Below are 22335 nucleotides of genomic sequence, written 5' to 3'. Positions count from 1 at the left end.
CGCTAAACCAAGCCCAGGGTTGCGCTACTACGGTCTGAATATGCGTAAAATGACCGGAGATTTGCTTGCGTGGAGTGTAGCCATGCCAATATGACCCCACCAGTACAACCAGACAAATGAAGAAAGAAAGTCGTGCATCTTCTTGGGAAGCTGGTAGAAGCCTATGGGCGCAGCCACTCCATAATTTGGAATCAGGAAAAACATGATAAATCCCAGGAGGGCCATGCCGGTCACGGCAACCAAACCAAAACCATGTACCATGCCCGGCACCCCGCCGCGCATCCCGCTTGGCGGCAGCTTTCTGCTTGCCAGCCCCCTGATATCGGTGCAGACGTTGTCCAAGTAGGGCCCGCTGTAGGGGAACAGGTGTGAGCGCAGGTTTTTGTTGGAGAAAACCTGCACCCAGAATGCGACAACAATAATCGCTGCAAACATGCCAATCCACATATGCATATGAAACAGTAAATGCCGGAATGGAAGTTCGCCGACTTTTTTCCATATGGCCTTCATGTCAAGTTCGCTGAACAGCAGAAGCGTTACCGCCAACGCAAATCCCGCATGTATCCATCGCGTACTTCTTGGCCACTCTTGAATCTCTTCAGGCATGTGAAACTCCGTAGTTTGATAAATCCGTTAGTGTAACAAAATCAATGAAAAGCGCGCTGCGTGACACCACGCAGCGCGAAAAAGTCTTAGAACTTCGCCGATACCGTCATAAAATACTGCCGTGGTGCCCCCGGATCAGCCAGAATGGCACCGGTACTGTTACCGCCAAAGTATCCACCACTGGTGATGTACTCAATGGGGTTATAGTGTGCATCAAAGAGATTGTATATTCCCACGGAGAGCTTCACGTCTTTCAGGGTCGGGATGTATGGATTCAATCGGGTCGTTTTTATCCAAGACTGAGGTTGGAGACATTGTATCCCGGCTGCTTCTGGTGCGATGGCGCACCGGTTAAATTATTGAAGAGGTACTGTGAACTGGTGTATTGATCCACGAACTGTGGGGAGAACAGGAATCCATGGTAGTAGTAGCGATAGTCAATACCCGCGCTCATGGTGAGGTACGGGCTATAAGATACGTTGGCGCCATATAAGGTCGTACCCCCACCCTGCGGCGTATACGAGGTGTAGTACGAATGATTGAGCGCCAGATTGGCGAACAGATGCCAGTTCCAGGAGGGGTTGTCGGCCATGGCGATATTGACGCCGTTCACCACTGCATTGGCCGCGGCAAACTTGGTTTGTGCGATGTTTGTCAGATAGGTCGCTATGGTCTCATTGGCCAAGTGATCATAGTAGTAGTTGATATTGAACGTGAAGTTATGCAGCAACATCCAGTTGTGCACGAAAAACTTGGCTCCGACTTCATAATCCGTGCTTTTTACCGGTTTTAAACTGTTGAAGTCTATATTGCCTCCGTGGCTGTTGTAGGCGCCAAAGTTATTGTCGGTGGGATTTTGATAAGACCGGGCATAATGGGCATATAGTGAGCCCCACTTTACCGGAGCAAAGCGAACTCCAACCGAAGGTTCAAGACCGGATATGGTATCCGCAGCACTGTTGATCAGCGTCTGATTTTGGGCGCCGGCAGGAAGATTGGGGAATGCCTGGGCCCCATTATTATACATCTGGGTCTGATACTGGACGGCAGCAATGCCCGGAGTAATCTTGAAGCCGGAGAACGGGGTGAACGTGTCCTGAATGAAGCCCGTCAGATAGTTGTTATACAGAACGTCACTATTGTACTGACTGGGGAAGGAGGGGCTGGTGCCCATGAGTGTATTGTATCCTGCATAGGGCGTGGTGTATTGCTGATGAATCCACGACCCTCCGGCCTTCAGGAGATTCATAGGCAGGCGCCAGTCGAAATACAGCTTGTCGCCATAAGTTTCCGAGTTCGGATGGTAATACTCGGAATTCACGCTGCTTCCTGGTACAAAGTTGGTAATGCGGTAATGCACCCGGTGGCCATGGCGATACCAGGCCATTTCGTGCAGGGTGACGTCCCTGCTGAGCTGGAGGTTCAACTTGGAGTACAACATGTAGCCTTGTACTTTCAATTGCTTAAACCAGATGGACTCAGGCAGAGATGCATAAAACCCGCTGGTCTGTTGGCTATACAAAGGCGCATTGGCGTTCAGGCCCTGGGTGGTGATGCCCGGTATCGGGGTGACCGGTATGAAATTGGGCCTGAACTCGCGCGAACTGTCGACATAGCCGCCAAGGCTGAAGGTGCCACTCCGGAAGGTCTTCACCGCCTTGCCAAAATAGGCGAGAGACTGGGACGGCGCATTGAACGTACCGGTGCGGAAGGTATTGTTTTTCGTATAACCTCCGGCCAGAACCGCGGACCAGCCATCGTACATTCCCGTTTTGAGGTCAAAGTTGTAGCCGAGGGTGCCATTACTGCCGAAGGTGGTACCTATTTCAGCGCTCGGATTTACGGATGGCTGCAGCGGCACAAAGTTGATGGTGCCACCGACGCTGTCGAACCACCGGCCGGCGGGATTTCCGGGGCCATAGGTCACGTTGATGCCATGGATCATCTGGAGAATGGGGATTTCGTTGGAATCCCAGCCGCCGTTATGGGAAATCAGGTTGTTCATGGGGATTCCGTCAAACAGCACCGTCAAGCCATTGCGCTCGACGTCACCATTCACGGATGACCAGCCTACCTTTACGCCGCGCACTGCGATTTCATAGCGCGCGGTCGAGGAGATACCGCCATAACCACGGACAGCGATGCCGGGTGCCAGAGAGAGCGCTTGTGCCGCCCCCGCGGCGGGACCTACACCCTGAATTTCACGCTTCCCGAGAACCGCCTGGGATTGGGTGGATTGGAAGATTTTCTTCTTGGTCAGCTTGCCGTCGGTGCTGGCCAGCGCCTTGGCAGATTTAGAAAGTGCGCTGGCCGAAGCATTTACCTCGCCGACACTGGTGGATTGGCCGCCTGAATTGGCACCATATGCGGCTGTCAGGGTATTCCAGGTGCAAAGCCCTGCGGTACACATTGCGAACAATAACGGGTTCATACGAGTCCGCTTATTCATTTCTGGCTCCTGTATAAGAATATGATCGTATAAAGCTGCATGATTTCATTAATGTTGCCCAAACAACGGGGAAAACGATACAGGAGAATTGTGACACTATTATTACGTTACAATGACCATAATATGACAATAATACGGCTAAAAACCGAGGCGAAGGAATGACTCGCCCCGGCGAACCGTATTACTTCGTAATGCTAGAATGAGGCGTTGATACTAAGATAAACCGAGCGTGGCATACCTGGTTCCCCAAGTATCTGGCCGGCCACGCCATAATAGCCGCCACCGGAAATATACTCGTAATTGTTGTATTGCTTATTCAGAAGATTAAGGACTGTTACATTAACCGAGGCATCATGCATCCCGGCAAACAGATATCTTTTGGATACCTTGACCCGCAGTGCGGCATTGAATATGCCAAAACTGGGCAATTTCTGACTTGTGGGAGCTCCGGTGTTGTTGTTGTAGATGTTCTGGACACCGGTATACTGCCACCAGACTCTTGGCTCATAAAGAATGCCCGAATTATAAAGCTGATAGTAGGCGCCGATGTTGGCGGTTTGCGCCGGCACATTAGAAATAGGCAAGCCAGCGTAGGATACGCCATGACCGGTGGTGTAGTTTGAGTAAGTGGCCTTCTCGAAACTCACGTTGGAGAACAGGTATAGATTGTAGAGCGGATTGTCGTCCATCGACAGATTGACACCGCTGAATACCGACGAACCCGATGCGAAGCGCGAGTAAAGATGGTTGACAACCGGGATGGGGATGATTTCATTGGTATCATTCAGATGGTAGTAATTAGCATTGAAGACGGCGTGATGCAGCAGTCCATAACTTTTGACATACGCCTTTACCCCAATCTGGTACTGTGTCGACTTTTGCGGCTGTAACGTGGATGTCAATTCATGCGCATACGTCCCGGTAGCGCCCGCCGGTGCCTTGTAGCCGGTGGCGTAGTTTCCATATAGCGCAACATTGGGCGTCACCTTATAGTTGATGCCGATGGACGGTTCGAACTCGGTGAAATTCGTCGATGAGTTCGGTTGATAATCGCCGTTGTGGCCGATCAGGTTAGCCACACTCGTGGGGAATTGGGCGGCAGAGTTGTTCACAAAGTTGGTTTGAAACTGAACCACGCGGATACCGGGGGTAATGCGCAGACCATGGATAGGGTGGATGACGTCTTGGACAAAGGCCGCAAGGTCTGTCATGTAGAGATACGAGCTATGGAATGCGCTCGGCAAGGATGGGCTGTTGTATACCGGAGAACCATTGATGATTACGTTATTTCCGGCATTGGGGCTTAGCGAATCATAAGTCGCAATCTGGTTCTGATTGTAGAAATACAACAGGGAGTTGTATTTCGAGTTCAGGAAATACCCGCCGAGTGAAATATTGTTGTATGGTGCGTTTACGGTCAGATAAAGCTTGTCCCCGTAGGTATGGTCGGAGGCGTTATAATGCTGATTCAGCACGTTGGCAGCATTGCCGGTATTGTTGTAGTGCAGATGCACGCGGTCGCCATAGCGATACCATAGCAGGTTATGGATCACCATGCTGGGGGTAAGATGTTGTTCGAAGCGAGAATAAATGAGATAGGTCTTTACAAAAGCTTCCTTCCAGTAAACAGAATATGGGAGGGTGGTATAAAAGCCCGTGGTTTGTTGACTGTAGATGGGTCCGGGATTCACGGTTCCGGTATTTGGGTTGACCCCGTAGATAGTGACATTGGGATTGGCGGTTACCGGGATTGGCAATGGTCTGTAGGCCACAGAACGTGAGACGTAGCCACCAAAACTGATGTGGCCGCCACGAAAGCTTTTCCGGACCTTTCCATAATAGGCATAATTATTACCGGGATTGTTGAACCCATACCCGTTCAAATAGTTTCCGCTGCTGCCTACCCCACCCGCAATGATCCCTGACCAGCCGTCGTGCTGGCCAGTGCGAATATTGAAGTGGATACCTTTGGAATCAAAACTCCCATAGTACATGCCTATGGATGCCCCGGCCTTCCTGGTCGGTTGCAGCGGCGAAAAATTAATGGATCCGCCAATATTGTTGTACCAGCGATTCAGCGGATAGCCTGGACCGTAGGTTGCGGTAATGCCCCTGATCATGGACATCTGGGGCAGCTCTGAGCCCTGCCAGACGCCGTAAGCCGGATCCACCATGGGTACACCGTCAAAAGTGACCATGACCGTGCCATCATTCGCGTTGCCCGCGATGTTGCCCCAGCCGGTCTTCATGCCGTTGATGCTGATCGATGAGCGCGGCGCGCCACTCGGGCCATCGGTGGCGACATTGATGCCCGGGGCCACGGCCAGCGCTTGTGCCGCCCCACCCGCCGGCCCTGCGGTAGCCATCTGACGCTTATTGATGACTTTTACCGACTGGGTGGAATTGAACACCTGTTTTTTAGTGGGGAGATGGGTCAGCGTGTTTAGAGCGCCGGTGGTAGAGGATACTTCTCCAACGCTAATACTGGACGAGGTGGTGGGAGCGGTTACACCGGTAGCGAGCGCCATGCTGGACATCCCACATAAACCCGCAGCAATCAATGCACTAAATAAAGGATGATAACGATACTGATGTTTCACGGATATACGCCTCTTGCCTCTTGGAATGGCCCCTATACTAACGGCCGAATATTGCATCCATGTGTCACTGAGGTGGCGTTAATATGACATTGTTATGACGTTATTATGACATTTCACACATTCTTTGGTGGTGAAAAGCGGTATCCGAAACTGTGCACTGTTTCCAGCCAGCCTTTGGCGCCGGCACTTTCCAGAATTTTGCGTAGACGATAAATCTTGACCACCAGGGTATTGGGAGCGAGATAGGTGCTCTTGCCCCCCCACAGGATATCGGCGATCTGCTCGTTGGAAACGACTTCGTCCGGATGGGTGGCGAAATAGTACAGCAGATAGAAAAGTCGTCGCGGTAGATGAATTTCCTGTCCCAATATCCAGACACGCAGTGATACCAGATCGATGCAGAGGTTTTCCTCTTGAACCAATCGGGCAGGTGCTTGTGTGCGCAGCTTTTTGAGGAGACCGCATACCTGGGCGGTTAAGATTCCCAGCCCCATACCGGCAGGGATATACGCCTGTGCACCTGTTTCCAGAGCCGCTACGGCGTTTGTTTCCTCGTGGTTTTCTCCCGCACTATTGCCGACCACCAGGAAGGGCAATTCGCCCTGACGCGATGCGAATTGCAGATGCCGCAGCCAGTCGCGCATACTGCTAGACCACCCGAGCAGGACCATTACTTGAGGATCCCAGCGGCGCACCAACTGTTCGGCTTCGGCACGCTCGGTGACCCGCATTACCCTGCCGCCGGTGCGTTCCAGAGCTATTTCGACAGAGACGATCGTTTTACCGTTGGTCCGTGCATTCACCAGCAGAAGGATTCGTGGGCCTTGCGGTGATTCGGTCCGGATCGGCAGGGGCGCGCGCGTCTGCGCCAGCATCGCCGCATGTAGCACATGTACGCTGTGTACAACAACACTATCTAGTAAAATCAATAACATGGTAAAAATCTCATGCTTGCCGTGAAGGTGACGAACCAATGGAAGAAGTTCATCAGGGCATGGTTGAGGGATTCGATGACGCCCGGTTGGGGTACGTGTGTGCCCGTGGGTTGACTCATGCAGATCTCCTTATGGGGGCTGATATAGCGGCTCCCCTTAGCGTAACTGGCTTATGTGACACTAATATGAAGATTGCATGACTATGTTATGACAAGAACGAACCGTCGAAATCTGACCTGTGGAGATTCGCTCCAGCCTGGTCACAAAGTTGATGTCGGTGACATTCAGCGCCTGGGATCATTTAACGCCGCATGTAACCCGCTCATTCGCCGTGTCTGGCGCTGAATGGCGTTTTCCAGTCGCTCCCGGGGAGCGATGAGGGTGAAGCATTTGCGGGCGCGGGTGATGGCCGTGTAGAGCAGTTCGCGGCTGAGGACGGGGCTGTCTTCCGGGGGAATGATGAGGACGGTGTGGGCAAACTCAGAACCCTGTGCCTTGTGGACGGTCATGGCCCAGGCGCTTTCGGTGTGGTTGAGGCGGCTGGGGAGGATGGCGCGGGGGGGGCTTCGCCATTGGGGAAGTAGACGCGCAGGCGTTTATCCAGGTCGGGCAGGGCGATGCCGATGTCGCCATTGCTGAGGCCGAGGTTGGGATCATTGCGGGTGACGAGGGTGGGGCGGCCGGCATACCAAAGGCCGCGGCTCTGCAGGATGCCCTGGCGCTGCAAGTAGTCTTCGATGGCGCGGTTGACGCCGGTAACGCCCCAGGGGCCTTGGCGCAGGGCACAGAGGACGCGGAAACCAGCGTAGTCGTTGAGGATGGTTTTAACCCATGCGCTATGTTGTTGCCGGTCTTTGGGTGGCGGCTGGCCTGCAGTTTGCCAGACCGGACCATAGGCGCTTTCCGAGCGGGCGAGTTCCAGTATCTGGTGGATGGCGGGGGCGGGTTGCCAGGCGAGGGTGCCAGTGTGCGCCGTTTGCAGGATACGGATGGCGGTTTCGGGGTGGCCGCTATGCACGGCGTCCGCCAGCGCGCCGATTTCTGCATTGAAGCGATGGCTGCGTTGCAGGCGGATGATGTTTGCGGCAAGGGGGCCGGGGCCGTTGTCGCCGGGCTGCGGCGCGGCACCGCAACTGGCCTGCATATAGCGGCAGGTCTCGGCGTCGTATTTACCGCTGCCGAGACTGAGTTCGGCCAGCACCGCTCCCGCTTCGACGGAGGCAAGCTGGTCCTGATCGCCGAGGAGGATGAGGCGGGCCGCAGGCGGCAGGGCGCGGAGCAAGGCGGCCATCATCTCCTGATGAATCATGGAGGCTTCGTCCACCACGAGTACGTCCAGTTCGAGGGGTTGGCGGCATCGTGGCGAAAGCGACGACTGTCGGGGCGGGCGCCGAGCAGGCTGTGCAGGGTGCGCGCCGGACGCAGGCGGGCGAAGGCGGCAGTCATATCGGGTATTCGGCTCAATTGCGGAAGGGTGCCGACCGCGCTCTGCAGGGATTCGTCGATGCGCACGGCGGCCTTGCCGGTGGGGGCGGCAAGCACGATGCGCAGGGGTGTGCTGCTGGTCGCCATGAGCAAGGCCATGAAGCGCGCGGCGGTGTAGGTTTTGCCGGTACCGGGGCCGCCGGTGATGATGCTGAAGTGGCTGCGCAGGGCGAGGGCGCAGGCGATTTTTTGCCAGGGGAGTGCATCGTCGGGTTCATCAGATGCCGGGAAAAGCTGCTCCAGCCAGGGCCTTAAGACCTCGGGGTTGGCGGCATCGGCGACGCGCTGTTGGGCGCGCTGGCGCAGGGTCGCGGCGATGAATTGCTGGTCGCGCCAGTAGCGGCGCAAATAGAGGCGGGCGGCGCTGAGGACCAGGGGTGTTTCTGCGCCGTTTGCCGGGTCGGAGGCGTTGCGTTCGGTGACCTGTACGCAGAGGCTACGGGCGAGGGTTTCCGTCCATTGGGCGGCATGGGGCCAGTCACCGAGTGCGGTGGCCAGCATGGCGTGCCCCGACGCAGGCCAGTCCAGGAAGCGTTCGGGCGCGCCGAGGAAGTCTTCCAGCGCGATGCAGGTGTGGCCTTCTCCCTCCAGCCGCGCGAGGAGGGCGCCCGCCAGGGGCAGGAGGGCCGGGGCCTGCGGGTCCAGGCGGATGAGGAACTGCGCGAAGGCAAGGTCGAGGGGCCGTAGCCAGCCGGCGCTGGTCCAGGCGCGGAGTTGGTCGATCATGGGGCTGGTCATGGGCTTACTCCTGGCTGGGTTGCTCGCTGCGGTCCGCCGAAGAGGCCGTCGAGGGCATCGAGCAGGGCGAGGTCGGCGGGAAGATGGAGCATGCCTTGCTCCGGTCCTTGCAGCCCGCGCAGGAAGAAGAAGAGGGTGCCGCCGAGATGGGCCTCGGGCCGGTAACGGCTGCCCATGCGCTGGCGCAGCAGGCGGTGCAGGGCCAGTTGGTAGAGGCTGGATTGCAGTTCGTAGCGATGACCGAGGGTGGCGTCGCGCAGTGCTTTGGCGTGGTAATCGGCATCCTCGCTGCCGAGCACGTTGGATTTGTAATCGAGGACGTAGTAACGCCCCCCCTGCTCGAAGACGAGGTCCATGAAGCCGCGCATCATGCCGTGAATGACCCGCTGGGGGAGCCTGGGGCGATCGGCGTCGGGGAAAATATGTTGTTGGCAGAGCCTGTCCAGGTCGTCGCTGCGCAAGGCGTCGCTGGGAAACCAGAAGGCCATTTCGCTCAGGGTGTCGCTGAGATCGCAGAGCGTCGCCGTGAGGGGGGCAAGGGGGCTATGGACGATGGCTTGCAGCCATTCGGCGGTCTCCTCGACCCAGTCGCCCAGGCCGGCCTGGGCGCAGGTCTTATGCAGTTGTTCGGCAAAGTGGTCCTGACCGATTTGGGCAAAGCCGTTCCGGGCGAGGCGTTGCAGTTGGTCGTGAAGAAAGGTGCCGGCGTTCATGCCTTGCGGGTAGCGATGCCATGGCGCGCCAGCCTGGGCGCGCCGGGGCGTCGGTGGCGCCGCCGGGTCGGCAGGGAGTTCGCGCACCAGATGGGAGAAGCTGGCAACGCCCCAGTGCTTCTCGAAGCTGGCGGTGTACTCTGCAGGCGGGTTGTGGGCGTTGTCGAGGGGCCGCATGAACAGCGTCGTGGGGATGCTGTCCGGTAGCGTCTCGACGACAATCTCCGGAGAGCGGCGGGCGCAGTCTTCGAGCAAGGTGGCGAGATCGCGGGCGGTGCGTTCGCTACCCAGCAGATGGGCGATGGCACTGCCGGTGAAGATATGGGATTTCCTGTCCTGGCGTTCGGCGAGGCCCAGCCAGAGGGCGTGTTCGGCGCGGGTGAGGGCGACATAGAGGAGGCGGAGATCTTCCTGCAACCGTGCCCTTTCTGCCGCTGCCGTGTCGCCGCTTTCCCAGTGGATGGCGGACTGTCCGTCCGCGCTGTGGATGACCGTAAAGGGGTTGGCCCTGGCGGGCCTGCAGGTGGCGATGAAGGGCAAAAAAACCAGGGGATATTGCAGACCTTTGGCGGCGTGGATGGTGACCACGCGCAGCAGTCCGGCATCGCTCTCCAGACGCAGGATGTGGGCATCACTCTGATCGCTTCCGGCGGCGATGGCCTCGCGCAGGTGGCGAATGAGGGCCTCGGGACCGTCGAGGGTGGCGCTCGCCTGCTGCAAGAGTTCACCGAGGTGGAGCAGGTTGGTGAGGCGACGTTCGCCTTCGGGCTGCGTCAGCAAGCGGGCGGCAATGCCGAACTGATGGATGCTGTGGTGGAGCATGGCCAGGACGCCCTGCCGCCGCCACTGCCGGGACAGATCCTGGAACTGCTCCAGTTGCGCCTCCCAGGCCGCTTCGTCCTGATGAAAGGCGTCCAGGGCGCTGAAAGACCGTCCCAGCAGCGGCAGGGCGAGGGCGACGCGCAGACGGCGGGCATCTTCGGGTTCGGCCACCGCCTCCAGCCAGAGAAGCAGTTCGCGGGCTTCCTCACTGGCATAGACGGAATCCCGCTCCGAGAGAAAGACGCTGCGTAATCGGCGGTGGTGGAGGGCCTGACGGATGCTGGCGGCTTCATGATGATCGCGGACGAGAATGGCGATGTCCTTGGCCTCCAGCCGTCGGGTGATTTCTCCCTCCTGCGCGAATCCTGCTTCCGGGTTGTCGAGCAGTCCGACAATGCATTCTGCGGCCTGTGCTGCGCAGCGTTCCAGATAGTCGCCTTTGTTCAGTTTCCCGCCGGCATTCCAGAAAGTCAGCGCGGGGGCGGCTTTGCCATGGATCCGCCAGACTTTTTGGTGGCCATGGGCCTGCACCGGCTGGTAAGGGAGCGGGTTGTCGGCACCGGGGGCCGCATAGGCAAAAGCGCCTTGGGGGTCGTCGTGTTCGGCGGCGGTGTAGATGGCGTTGAGGGCGCTGACCAGCGCATGGCTGGAGCGATAATTGGTGCCGAGGGCGTAATGGCGGCCCTCGGTCAGGCGACGTGCCTGCAGATAACTGCCGATGTCCGCGCCGCGAAAGGCGTAGATGGACTGTTTGGGGTCACCGATGAGCAGAAGCAGGGTATTGGGGTCGTTGTCGGCGGCGTGGTAGATGTCGTCGAAGATCTGGTATTGCAGGGCGGAGGTGTCCTGAAACTCGTCGATGAGGGCGGCGGGATATTTCTGCCGCAGGCGGGCGGCGAGTGCCGGTCCCTGGGTTTTGTCGTGCAGTACCCTGGCGAGGCGCTGCTGATAGTCGGCAAAGCTGACCTGCCCGCTCTGGGCCTTGAGCTGACTCAGCCGGGCGTTGATCCAGGCGGCGGCGTGGGTGCGAATTTCACCATGCAGTTGGGCGAACTGTTGGGCGATGGTTTCCAACTCCCTGAACAGGGTATCCAGTGTCTCGGCAGCGGGGTGGATGACGAGAGGCGGTGTTTTTTTGCAATACTCGGGCAGTTGGCTGGCAGCAAGGCGCTGGCATTTATCCGGTTCGTCGGGAATCAATATATCGGAATGGTCGGCCCAATCACGCAGCGCGGCGAGGGCCCGACTGACAATCGCTGCGCTTAGGCTTTTACCATTCAATGGATTGTCTGCCTTGGGACCGTTTACGAGCCCCAACAGCCACTCCGCAAAAGCATCATGCTCCGCCGCCCATTGCGCCTTGAGGGTGGCGAGCTGCCGTCGGGGCGCACCGACGGCGGCGGACAGCCAGTCCGCCAGTGTCGATTCGGGGGCGGGCAGGGGCGGATCGAGTTTGCACAGGGCTTCTGTTTCCTGCCGGATCTTGTCGGGACTGGAAAAGAGCTGGAGGACCTCATCGAGGACGGGTTCGCTCAGCGGATAGATCTCCTGCCGCCAGAAGTCGCGCACCGCGTCGTCGCGCAGATCGGTCTCATCCAGAAGCAGCGTCTCGCGGAAGTCGCTGCCGGTGGCAAAGGCGTGCTCGCGCAGGGTGCGCTGGCACCAGGCGTCAATGGTGAAAATGGCGCTGTCATCCATGGCATCGGCCGCCAAGGCAAGCTGATGCGCGGCGCGGGCGCGGACCACGGGGTCGGGATGGTCGGCCAGCAGCGCTTCGAGAAAGGGATCTGGCTGCGTTGGATGTTCGCTGCCGCGGAAATATCGGGCGGCCGTTTGCAGGCGATCGCGGATGCGTTCCTTGAGTTCCTGGGTGGCGGCGCGGGTGAAGGTCATCACCAGAATATCTTCGGGCAGAAGAGGGCGTGCGAAGCGCTCACCTTCTGCGCCATGCCCAAGGATCATGCGCAGATAGAGGGCGGCGATGGTCCAGGTTTTGCCGGTGCCGGCGCTGGCCTCGATGAGGCGGCTGCCGTGCAGGGGCAGGTGCAGGGGGTCGAGGATCGTGGTCATGGATGCGCCTGCCATTCCAGGGTTTCCAGCCAGTCGGCGAAGGGGCGGTAGAGGGCTGCGGCGTATTCTGCGAAGCCGCGTCGTTGCAGCCCGGTTCGGGCGCTGCTGAGGGCGGCGAAGTCGGGATAATCGCGGAACAGGTTGAGATTTTTCCTGACTTCGCCGGGCAGGTGGTCATTGCCGTCGTAAATCGGCGCCGGGTTTTTGCCCTGCAGACTGACGAGGGCGGTTTTGAGGGTGACCGGCAGGGGCTCGCAGAGACCTTCCTGCCAGAGATCCAGCAGATCGTCCAGTGCGGCCATGGCGCCCGGTGGCGGTGGCGCGGCGCGGACAAGCACATCCCGGCCCACCACGATGCCATCGCAGCGCAGGCCGACGGCATTGGCGAGCAACTGTTGGAGCCAGAGCGCTGCGAGTTTATCCCCTTCGGGTTTTTGGCTCTCCTTATTCAGTAGGCGACTGGCGCGGAGCTGGACGAAGGCGAGGTCTCCTGCACTGTTTTGGTGCAATGTGGGCAGCCAGTCCTCCAGCAATATCCGGCCGTGGGCATGGGTAATAGCCTGTCGTTGCGGCGCTGCGGCCCATTCCATGCGGATCTCCTGCCAGACGGTCAGGACGGGAGTGATGTCGTCGAGCAGCGCGGCCGCGGTTCTCGCCGCCATGCCCGCGAGGGGATAGCGACCACCGCGCTGTTGTGCCCGCGCTCTTTCGGCAACTCGGTCAGGGCCGTTTTTTTCTGCGGCGCGGAGCAGGTCTTCGAGCAGGTGATAGGTTTCGAGGCTGTCCAGCGTGAAGGGTTCGTCGTCCTCCTCAGCCGGATCTTCTTCGTTGAAGTCCGTGCGCAGGCGTTGCCGGTAAAAGGCGCGGGCGGGCAGGCGAAAAAACTCCAGCAGCTCGCGGATGCTGCGGGGGTGACCTCGGCGGGGTCGGGTAGCGCGGTGTTTTCCGGGGCGCTGTGCGGAGAGGGATACCACTCGCGGGCCCAGGTGCGCAGGCCGGGTTTGCCGGACAGATAGTCGGGGCTGAAGGGTTGTAGGGGATGCTCGAAAGTGCGCTCTTCCAGGGCCAGCGGCCAGCCGTCGCGAATGGCCTCCCGCAACTGCGCCACCAGCAGGGAGGGCGCCCGTTCATGGTTATTGCGCTGATCCCTTCCCGCCCAACTGACGTAGATCTCCTGACGGGCGGCCAGGAGCGCCTCCAGCATCAGATAGCGGTCGTCATCGCGGCGGGAGCGGTCGCCGGGGCGGGCCATGCCGGGTAGCGCCATGAGGTCGAAGTCCGGACGGGGGCTGCGCCGCGGGTAATCGCCCTCGTTCATACCGAGCAGGCAGACCAGCGGGTAGGGCACCGCGCGCATGGGCAGGAGGGTGCAGAAGGTGACTCCGCCGCCAAGAAAGCTGCGCCCCAGATCCGGCGCATCCAGCATCTCCAGCCAGGCGCCGCGAAATACCGCGAGGGGGAGCGCTTCGTCAAAACCTGCCGCCGCGCAGTCCTCCAGCCATTGGCGCAGGGCCTCTTCCAGATTTTGCAGGAGCGCCTCATCGTCGTCATCGCTGGCGCTGAAAAAGTCCGTGAGCAGGTTGCGGGCCGCTTCACCCCAGCGTCCCGGCACCAGAAATTCCACCAGAACGTGCTGCCAGTGCTCCAGCTTTTCCAGCAATTGACCGAGGGGGCCGAGGAGCGCGGCGTCCAACCCGCCCACCTCGCCGTAGGCCTCGATCCCGGAGAAATGGCTGTCGTCGCCGTTGGCATAGCCGAGGCAGAGGCGTTGCAGGGCAAAGTCGCCGCTGTTCTGGGGACCGCAATGGGGCATGCCTAGCGCGGCCCGGTGCTCTGCCGAGAGCCCCCAGCGCCAGCCGGCCTCGGCCAGCCAGTGCTGCACGATGGGCAGGTCCTCCAGTTCCAGACCAAAGCGCCGGCGCAGGGCGGGGCAGTTGAGGAGATCGCGGATTTCGCTCTGTCGGCAGCGCTGTTCTGGCAGCCGCAGCAGCCAGTCCAGGGCCAGGAGCAGGGGCTGTTCGTCGCGGGCCTGCAGATCGACGATGTGGTAGGGAATGTAACGCCTGTCTTCCCGGTCATATTGATCGAAAGTGGCGCGGATGAGGGGCGCAAAACCGCCGATCTCCGGGACCATGACGATTACGTCGCGGGGTTGCAGTGTGCCGGCGGCAAAGCGGTCCAGCAGTTGATCGTGGAGAATCTGCACCTCGCGCAGGGCGCTGTGGGCGATGTGAAAGACCACGGAGTGATCGTTGTCGTCGAGCGCCGTGCAGGTTTCCGGCCTGATGCCTTCCAGATCACGGATTTGCACCTGCAACTGGCGCAGGAGGGTGGCGCCCTGATCTTCGCTGAAGAGATCGATGCGCGGGATGTCCATCTGGCGCTGCAATGCCGCCGTTTCATCGAACTGGTCCAGCAGATGGAGAAAATCCCGGCCCTGACGTCCCCAGGCCGCGAGCAGGGGGTTGCCGAACTGATGCAGGTCCTCTGTTGCGGTGGCAGAGAGATCGTGGCCGTTGCGCGGGGATTGGCGACGGCGCTCGCGCCTGAGCAATTCGCGTCCCGAGACGATGTCGGCCCAGTGGTAGCGGCAGGGGTTGGGCACCGCAAGGATCACCTGCATCTGCCGGCCCAGCGCGGCCAGCGCGGTCAGACTCTGTTCCGGCAGGGTGGCTGCTCCGAAGATGACGACGCGGCGGGGCAAGGGCGTTACGGGGGGGCGCCCGGCATTCAGGGCGGCGAGAAATTGCTCATGCACCTGCGCCCGGCCCAGCGCCTGGTCCTGCCCGCTGCTGTGCAGGTCCTGCCGTAACGCCTGCCAGAGCCGGGGTTGCCAGCACTGGTCGGCGGGCAGGGTCACCCGCTCGCCATCGCCCCGCCGCAGCAGGGACTGGTCTGTGGCCCAGTCCGCCAGCCAGTCGCCACGATAGACCTGATACTGGTCGAAGAGATCGGCGATCTGCGCGGCCATTTGCCAGCGCCGCTCCAATGCGCCGTCCGGCCGCTGTGACTGGCCGATAAAATGCCGCAAGGGGGCGAAATCGGCATGGGCCAGCAGTTCCGGCAAGAGCCGCATCAGTCGCCAGGTGAGCGGTGCCTTGTCCAGCGGCGCGCGGCCCGAGACGATGCCGGTGCCCAGCACCCGTGCATAGCTTTCCCAGAGAAAACGCCCCGGCAGGGCGACGCGCACCGCTGCACAGATGCCCTCATGGGCTGCCAGTGTCCATTGCAGCCACTCGGCGATGCCGTTGCTCTGGACGAGGAAGATTTCCTCTTCCAGTGGCCGAAGCGGGTGCTCGCGCAACCATTCCAGAACGGCATCGCCGAGCCACTCCAGACGGTCGCCGTGGAGGACGATAAAGCCCGGTTCGATTTCCGGATGACTCATGCGAGGGCGGGCGCCGAGCCGACCGGCGTGATTCGGTATGGATTCTTTGACCGTTCGCGGGCATCTGCCTGAAAACAACCCAGTAAACGTCTGTGCCGGCTCATCCCCGCCCCCTCTTGCGACTTCGGTAAGGTTATGGGTGTTTTGTCATGCGACCCTGCCCTTGTTGCGAGTATAACCCAGAACTCCGGTAACAAACCGTCCCGCTCCGCGTGATGAACCACGAGGCGGAAATCCAGCAGGCCATCGCGGACGTTATTCGGGCGCAGCGGGCGTCATCGTCACCCCGAGTGGGGCATGCTCATTCCTTGCTGTCGACGAGGAGATTTTCTATCCGGCGATCCGGAATCAACCACAACAAGGCCAGGCCCAGATAGATGAGTTTGGCCGCCGTGGGGGACCATTGGGCGGAAACAATACCTATGAAATAGAGGGCGGGCGAGGCCTTCCCTTTCCAGTCTCGACCGACGGCGCGGCGCAAGGTCGGCGCCCCGGCGGCGATAATGCAAGACTGGAGAATAAGATAGGCGACGGCGGCCATAAAAAGTACGACGCCGTACAGTTCGGTAGGAGCGACGGCGAAATGGTTTTCACCCATCCAGCTCGTCACAAACGGAAACAAAGAGAGCCAGAAGAGCAGGTGCAGATTGGCCCAGAGAATGGCGCCGTTCACCTTTCCGCTGGCCTGTAGCATGTTGTGATGGTTATTCCAGTATATGCCGACGTAGATAAAGCTCATCACATAACTGAGGAACACCGGGAGCACCGGCAGGAGGGCATGCAGGTGCTCACCAGGGGGCACTTTCATTTCGAGGACCATGATGGTGATGATGATAGCGATCACGCCATCACTAAAGGCCTCCAGTCGATTTCTGCCCATACGGTATTCCCTTGCCCCAGTCGGATGATTCCGCGCCCATACAGGTTGATGTCTGCTATTTTTACAAATCCCCCCAATCCGGCGCGGCCAGGCGGAAGCTATCCTCCTGATGCTGGTAACGCCGCTCCCAGGGCCGCGGCGTGAGCTCGGCGCCGCCCTGTTTGACGGCCAGCACCTGGTGCAGGGCTGACCAGTTGCGCCAGAAGGCATAGGCGCAGCCCGCCATGTAGATGGCCCAGATGCGATAGCGCTTGTCCCCCACCATGGCGACGGCTTCGTCCTTGTGTGCTTCCAGGCGTTGTACCCAGTGGATAAGAGTCTGGGCGTAGTGGGGGCGGAGGTTTTCCACATCCAGGACTTCCAGATCCTGTCCCGCCATTTCCAGTACCAGGCGCCACAGATGCGGGATTTCCCCGTCGGGGAAGACGTACTTGTCCATGAAATCGCTGCCGGAATGATGTCCGTCTTCGTCGTCCTGCTGGCTGGCGGTAATGCCATGATTCATCACCCAGCCACCTTCCTTGAGCACCCGGTTGATGACGCCAAAATATTCTCCCAGCTTGGCGCGGCCGACGTGCTCGAACATCCCAACCGAAGACACCTTATCGAAATAATCCCGTTCGGGGATGTCGCGGTAATCCTGCAGGCGGATTTCCACCCGATCCGCCAGCCCCTCCCGTTCCATACGTTCCTTGGCGTAGGCAAACTGCTGCTCGCTGAGGGTAACGCCCACGCCCTGAATCCCGTAATGTGTTGCGGCCCAGCTCAGCAGACCACCCCAGCCGCAGCCGATATCCAGAAGCTTTTCACCCGGCTGCAGATGGAGTTTGCGGCAGATATGGTCCAGCTTCTGCTCTTGGGCGGTGTCGATATCTTCCGCACCGGTTTTGAAGTAGCCGCAGGAGTAGACCATATTGCGGTCCAGCCAGAGCTTGTAGAAGTCGTTGGAAACATCGTAGTGGTAGTGAATCACATCGGCATCCCGGGATTTGCTGTGGGTGGCCTGATGTTTGCGGAAAATGCCGATTTTGGGTTTTTTGGCGGGGAAGGCGTCACTCAGCCCTTCCGCCACCGCGAGAATATCCTGATAGCGACCATCGATGCCGATGGTGCCCTCCACATATCCTTCGCCAAGCACATCCAGGGCACTGCCCATGAGCATGCGCGAGATGAGTTTGGCGGAGCTGATGCGCATGGTGACGCGGATGTCCTGGTTAAAGGCGTATTCATGGCCATCCCAGAAGACGATGCGCAGAAACAGCGGCTTTCCGTTGAGACCCTTTTTGACGTGGTCCAAAAAGTTGGTGCGTAGATCTTTCACGTTGAGACTCCTGTCCTTTCAAGCCAAGCGGAACGGCAGAAACGCCCGCTCATCAGTGCGAACGTCTGCCCCCCAATTCAGTGTAGAACATCCTCGCTCGTTGAAATTCCCGTCAGCATCTGTAACAGCGGGTTACGGGACAAGCCCGCCGCAATCATCACTGCATGAAAAGTGCCCTCCAGGGTGGCAATGGCGCCAGCGCGGCGTCCGAAACCGCCATTCACTGGCTGGCATGCACGCACATAGGCCATGACGGCCTCTGGATACTGTGGCGCGATGTGGAGATGCACCATCTGTAGTATCCCCCAGAAGATGGCCTCCAGACGGGTGCTGGCGCCATCGGGGCTGAGACGCAGGCCGAGGGTGGCATCTTCGCAGTCATGCAGGAAGATTCGATCCTGCGGGCGATGGGGCTGACCCAGAAGCCGCTGCAAGGCCCAGGCGATGCCGCTGTCGATCAGGTTGGGGTGACTGCCGAAGCCTCCGGCGACGGCCTCCATGCCATGCAGAATCGCTTCGGCGCCGCTACGCATGATTTCGGGCAGGGGCTCATCCGGGGCGAGCAGGCGCTGCAGTTGGATACAGCGCTGCCAGTCCCGCAGTGTCTCGCTATTGGCTGCTTTTTTACGGCCTGCGGCTTGGGCCGCCCAATTCAGTACATGCGGGCGCGGATCGCGGAGAGGGGCAGCGGCCAACAGACTCAGGGCGCGCACGCCAAAACTGGCATTGGTCAGGCTGGAATACCGCCCCTGATCGTCCTGCAGGGAGTGCAGCCAGCGGACCAGCTCGGCGCGGTGGGGAATAGCCATGCCCCAGAAGCGGAGTACGGCAACGGCGTAATAGGTATCCGGTGCGGTGGACTCTTCCACGCCCCAGACCCGGTAGAAACAAAAGCCGCCATCCGCCGACTGACGGCTCAGCACGTAGTTTTGCGCCCGTGCCCAGAGTTTCTGGTCATTATCCATGTCCATGCCCGTCATCCACATTCAACGCTCTGATATCCCACCCGCAAGCCGGACAAATCATTCGCAGCAGCAGTCAGCTTCCCAGCGCAGAATGTGGCCCGGTGGCACCAATTCCCGCAGGTGCGGCATCACCGCATCCACGGCCTCCGGTTCGTCAAAAAATTCCAGTACCAGCGGCAAATGCACATTGAGGCGCAGAACATCGTCGGCATGCACTTGTCCTTTGCTGCCAAAGCCCGCGATACCGCGAAAGGCGGTGACGCCATGGACCTTGTACTGGTCGTGGAGCATGCGGAAGATTTCTTCCATGAGATTGTGTCCGCTATGTTTGTCGCCTTCTTTGATATAAATGCGTACTACGGATACGGTCGTCATGATGCACCTCTCAGATACTGCGGGAAACCCAGGCCCCGGCAAAAGCGGCACCGACGCACAGAAACAATGATGTAAACATATATAGCAGCGCCTTGATGGCTTCGCCATTTTCAAAAAGCACCAAGGTTTCGAGGGAAAACGTCGAAAAAGTGGTGTAGGCACCCAGGCCGCCGGTGAGTATGCCCGTGCGCAATTCCGGGCTCACGGAAATACGTTCCAAGGTCTCGAAAAACAGAAAGCCCATGATAAAACAGCCCAGGACATTGATGCTCAGGGTAGCCCAGGGAAAACCGCGGCCGAATGCCGCCTGCACCAACAGGGTCTGTCCATAACGCGCCCAGGCGCCGAGCACCGCGAACAGGGCAATGAAGCCGAAAGTGGCGAACATCTCTACTCCTTATACGTTACAAATAAAAGACGCAAAAACAACGATCAACAATATTCCGAATTCCGATTGCGCACGAAATATTCACGTTCCGGATGTCAACTATGGAAAAGGCCAGCAGGATGAAAAAACCGCCAAGGGTCAGGATGAGGCCGCCACCGAGGATATCGCCCATGTCCGAGAGCGGCAGGGGAAAATTGGTCAGCACCGGTATCAGCAGGGTTTTGTGGAAGAGTTTCCAGAGATCCCGATAGGGCTGGAAGATGGACGGCCCCTGTCCGCGCTGAACGCGCTCTTCCATGGTGACCATGAAGCCGTGCAGGAGCGGTGATAACAAAAGCACCGCCAAGACTTGCTCACACTGCAGGACGATATCGTCGAGCATACCTTCCCCTTATATGACTTCCGACTCCCCACCGCCCGATCTTGCGATCAGGATCAGTAGCAGTCATTAGCCTATAAAGGCGGTTATTGGGCGGACTCCATCGCCACACGTTTTATTGATGGTAGTAAGGCGCAATGGCATGGTCAAGGCTTTTCGTGCGCGGGCTGATCCGCAACAGGGCGATATTTTCGCGGTTATAGATCTCGTAGCGCAGTAGGACGGTCTGCTGCCGGTATGCCGCGGGCACGGCGGCGCGAACAGCGGCGACGGTGTGTGCCGGGCAGACGAGATAGAGCGGCTCCGGACCGAGTAGCGCCGGTAATTCCGTCAGGGTCTGCAAATGACGGATGGGCATGTTGCCGCGCCCGGCATAAAATAGAAAGCTCGGCTGAAACCATTGCCAGGACGCCAGCCGATATGGCTGCGGACCTTGCAGGGCGGCAATGCGTTGCCCCATCTCCCGGGAGGGCTTCACCCCATTCAAGGACGGGGTGATGACCAAGACCAGCAAGGCGGTTAGCGCCACGCCGCCGACGCCCAGAGTCGCCCATGCCGGCACCCAGCGCCGCTGCCAGAGCAGGGCGCCGGCGCCGGTCGCAGCCAGCAGATAAGGCAGGCCGATCTCCACCATATCCGGCAGGTGCGGCTCGCGTAGCGGTAGGACCAGGCCCGCAAAAAGACTCATGGCCAGTCCGATCAGGAACAGCACCCCGGCTGACAGGATCAACCCCCGGCGTGTGGGGCGAGTGGTACCCGCCCGGACTTTCTCGAAATAGGCGGCCAGCAGAATGAAGAGCGGCGGATAGGCTTCCCAGACGTAATTGGGGAGTTTGGTAGCGGAGAGGGTGAAAAAACCGATCCACGCCACCGCCCAGACCAGCAGGAACGATGTCTTCGGATGGCTGCGCAAAAATTGCCGCCGGGAAAGCCATATCTCCCGGAAAACCTGGGGTAAAAAAATCGACCAGGGCAGCATCCCGAGGAAGGTGCTGATGAGATAATAGACCCAAGGACCACGGTGCCCCTGCATGCTGTCGCTGAAGCGGCCGATGTTCTGTTTGAAGATGAACGCGCGATCCCAGGCCCAATGGGTTTCGACGCCGACGGCAAGATACCAGGGCAGGGCGATGATCAGAAAGATCGGCACTCCCCAGGTCAGCCGGCCTTCCCGCCAGAGAAAGGACAGCTCCCTGCGCAGCAGCAAAAACAGGACGATGATCAGGCCAGGCAAGAGAAATCCAATGGGGCCCTTGTCCAGCGTGGCGAGGGCCATGGCGGCATAGGCGATGAGGATTTCGCGGCTGCGTATGTCCGGGAACAGATAACCGCGCAGGTAACTCAGCAGGGCGATCGTCACCGTCAGGATCAGCAGCGGATCGGGGGTGGCGCTGCGGAAAATCACCGTGCTGTGCAGTGCCGTGGCGGTCATCAGCCCGCTGATCAGCGCGATGTTTTCACCATACAGACGCCGCAATCCGATGACCAGATACAGAACCAGCAGGGCGCCGGCAACGGCGGAACCCATCCGCAATCCCCAGGAGTTCATTCCCAGCATTTTTACGCCGGTCCACATCAGCCAGTAGTTCAGCGCCGGCTTGTCAGGCATCAGCCGTGCGTTGAAGGTCGGTACCACCAGATTGTGCTGGGCGATCTGTTCTTTCAGGGATTGCGCGTAGATGGGCTCATCGATGTTCCACAGACTGGTATTGCCCACGTCCCAGCCGAAAAACAGCAGCGCCAGCAAAAAAACCGCGGCTGCCTTGAGTCCGAAGACTCGGCCGACGGCACTACTCCGGGAAAACATGGGCAGATCCCCGAGGAGTTACACGGGCGTCAGGCGGCGACTCGGAAAACCAGGATGAGCTATCGCGCGAAACGGCGGGTAATGAGGCAACAATCAAGGCGAGTAGAGGTTCCGGACCAACAAAGACTGGCAGTATAAGCGGCTCAGCCGATTTTTCAAAAAACGCCCAAAAACAGGTTGATCTACTAACTAGCCAAATTTTCTCACACATTAAATCGTAAAGAATGAATATTACGATAAACTGGTGAAACTGGACAGGGCAGGAAATATCGGCGCAGGCGCAGGCGCGGAGGCGAAGGCGGTATGCGGCACGAAGCCATTGCCTGAATGCTATGATGCCGCGAATTTTTTCGGTGCAAAACCGCTGCCCTTGCAGTGGAGACGCGCCTTGCCTACTCTTGGGTCAGCACTTTT

The 22335-nt window shown here is 59.2% G+C and carries 16 protein-coding genes, 3 pseudogenes and 1 riboswitch; of the genes and pseudogenes, 1 reads left to right on the top strand and 18 read right to left on the bottom strand.

Features of this window, described 5'->3' with window-relative positions:
* Positions 1 to 27: 27 nt before the first annotated feature.
* The 17 genes and pseudogenes from AFERRID_RS04445 to crcB form a co-directional block, all read right to left on the bottom strand.
* Positions 28 to 606, bottom strand: coding sequence for a cytochrome b/b6 domain-containing protein (locus AFERRID_RS04445; RefSeq protein WP_126604437.1), 579 nt, complete (start codon positions 604 to 606; stop codon positions 28 to 30).
* An 86-nt stretch (positions 607 to 692) separates the two neighbouring features.
* Entirely contained in the window at positions 693 to 842 is a 150-nt protein-coding gene (locus tag AFERRID_RS15475) for a hypothetical protein (RefSeq protein ID WP_232027785.1), read from the bottom strand.
* A gap of 53 nt (positions 843 to 895) precedes the next feature.
* Complete coding sequence (locus AFERRID_RS04440; RefSeq protein ID WP_232027783.1) at positions 896 to 3055, bottom strand: TonB-dependent receptor; 2160 nt, start codon at positions 3053 to 3055, stop codon at positions 896 to 898.
* Positions 3056 to 3249: 194 nt separating this feature from the next.
* Positions 3250 to 5655 carry a TonB-dependent receptor gene (locus AFERRID_RS04435; RefSeq protein WP_126604436.1) on the bottom strand — a complete coding sequence of 802 codons (2406 nt, stop codon included), beginning with the start codon at positions 5653 to 5655 and terminating at the stop codon, positions 3250 to 3252.
* A 113-nt stretch (positions 5656 to 5768) separates the two neighbouring features.
* Positions 5769 to 6590, bottom strand: a complete 822-nt coding sequence (locus AFERRID_RS04430) for a winged helix-turn-helix transcriptional regulator (RefSeq protein ID WP_126604435.1) — start codon at positions 6588 to 6590, stop codon at positions 5769 to 5771.
* Positions 6581 to 6709, bottom strand: coding sequence for a hypothetical protein (locus tag AFERRID_RS15920; RefSeq protein ID WP_257248105.1), 129 nt, complete (start codon positions 6707 to 6709; stop codon positions 6581 to 6583). Before AFERRID_RS15920 ends, AFERRID_RS04430 begins: the two co-directional genes overlap by 10 nt.
* Positions 6710 to 6874: 165 nt before the next feature.
* On the bottom strand, positions 6875 to 7099 hold the full coding sequence (locus tag AFERRID_RS15470) for an ATP-binding domain-containing protein (protein ID WP_232027767.1): 225 nt from the start codon (positions 7097 to 7099) through the stop codon (positions 6875 to 6877).
* Positions 7096 to 8423 (bottom strand): annotated as a pseudogene (gene recD / locus AFERRID_RS16080) (exodeoxyribonuclease V subunit alpha). The gene AFERRID_RS15470 and the pseudogene recD overlap by 4 nt, the downstream one beginning before the upstream one ends.
* Positions 8424 to 8483: 60 nt before the next feature.
* Positions 8484 to 8801: pseudogene (locus tag AFERRID_RS16075) on the bottom strand (exodeoxyribonuclease V subunit alpha); the annotation flags it as partial.
* 8 nt (positions 8802 to 8809) lie between these two features.
* Entirely contained in the window at positions 8810 to 12418 is a 3609-nt protein-coding gene (gene recB / locus AFERRID_RS04420; protein WP_126604434.1) for an exodeoxyribonuclease V subunit beta, read from the bottom strand.
* The gene (locus tag AFERRID_RS15465) at positions 12415 to 13392 is read right to left on the bottom strand and encodes a hypothetical protein (protein WP_232027759.1); all 978 of its coding nucleotides are present in this window, start codon (positions 13390 to 13392) and stop codon (positions 12415 to 12417) included. The genes recB and AFERRID_RS15465 overlap by 4 nt, the downstream gene beginning before the upstream one ends.
* Positions 13393 to 13421: 29 nt before the next feature.
* Positions 13422 to 15806, bottom strand: a pseudogene (recC, locus tag AFERRID_RS04415) (exodeoxyribonuclease V subunit gamma); the annotation flags it as partial.
* A 301-nt stretch (positions 15807 to 16107) separates the two neighbouring features.
* Positions 16108 to 16686 carry a TMEM175 family protein gene (locus AFERRID_RS04410; RefSeq protein WP_126604433.1) on the bottom strand — a complete coding sequence of 193 codons (579 nt, stop codon included), beginning with the start codon at positions 16684 to 16686 and terminating at the stop codon, positions 16108 to 16110.
* Positions 16687 to 16747: 61 nt separating this feature from the next.
* The gene (locus tag AFERRID_RS04405) at positions 16748 to 18007 is read right to left on the bottom strand and encodes an SAM-dependent methyltransferase (protein WP_126604432.1); all 1260 of its coding nucleotides are present in this window, start codon (positions 18005 to 18007) and stop codon (positions 16748 to 16750) included.
* A 77-nt stretch (positions 18008 to 18084) separates the two neighbouring features.
* Positions 18085 to 18978, bottom strand: a complete 894-nt coding sequence (locus AFERRID_RS04400) for a prenyltransferase/squalene oxidase repeat-containing protein (protein ID WP_225981851.1) — start codon at positions 18976 to 18978, stop codon at positions 18085 to 18087.
* A gap of 51 nt (positions 18979 to 19029) precedes the next feature.
* Positions 19030 to 19347: a DUF190 domain-containing protein gene (locus AFERRID_RS04395; protein WP_113527628.1), complete on the bottom strand. Its 318-nt coding sequence runs from the start codon at positions 19345 to 19347 to the stop codon at positions 19030 to 19032.
* 10 nt (positions 19348 to 19357) lie between these two features.
* Positions 19358 to 19735 (bottom strand): fluoride efflux transporter CrcB, encoded by a 378-nt coding sequence (crcB, locus tag AFERRID_RS04390; protein WP_126604431.1) that lies wholly within the window; start codon positions 19733 to 19735, stop codon positions 19358 to 19360.
* Here crcB and AFERRID_RS15140 point away from each other — a divergent pair.
* On the top strand, positions 19725 to 20063 hold the full coding sequence (locus AFERRID_RS15140; RefSeq protein ID WP_172959335.1) for a hypothetical protein: 339 nt from the start codon (positions 19725 to 19727) through the stop codon (positions 20061 to 20063). The genes crcB and AFERRID_RS15140 overlap by 11 nt on opposite strands.
* Before the next feature lie 104 nt (positions 20064 to 20167).
* Positions 20168 to 20231: riboswitch (Fluoride riboswitch) on the bottom strand.
* Here the strand turns inward: AFERRID_RS15140 and AFERRID_RS04380 are convergent.
* Positions 20230 to 21921 (bottom strand): ArnT family glycosyltransferase, encoded by a 1692-nt coding sequence (locus tag AFERRID_RS04380; protein ID WP_126604430.1) that lies wholly within the window; start codon positions 21919 to 21921, stop codon positions 20230 to 20232. It overlaps the preceding riboswitch by 2 nt.
* Positions 21922 to 22335 lie beyond the last annotated feature (414 nt).

Origin of the sequence: Acidithiobacillus ferridurans (genome assembly GCF_003966655.1) — a bacterium.
GTDB lineage: Bacteria > Pseudomonadota > Gammaproteobacteria > Acidithiobacillales > Acidithiobacillaceae > Acidithiobacillus > Acidithiobacillus ferridurans.
This window is presented reverse-complemented; position numbering and strand designations above follow the sequence as displayed.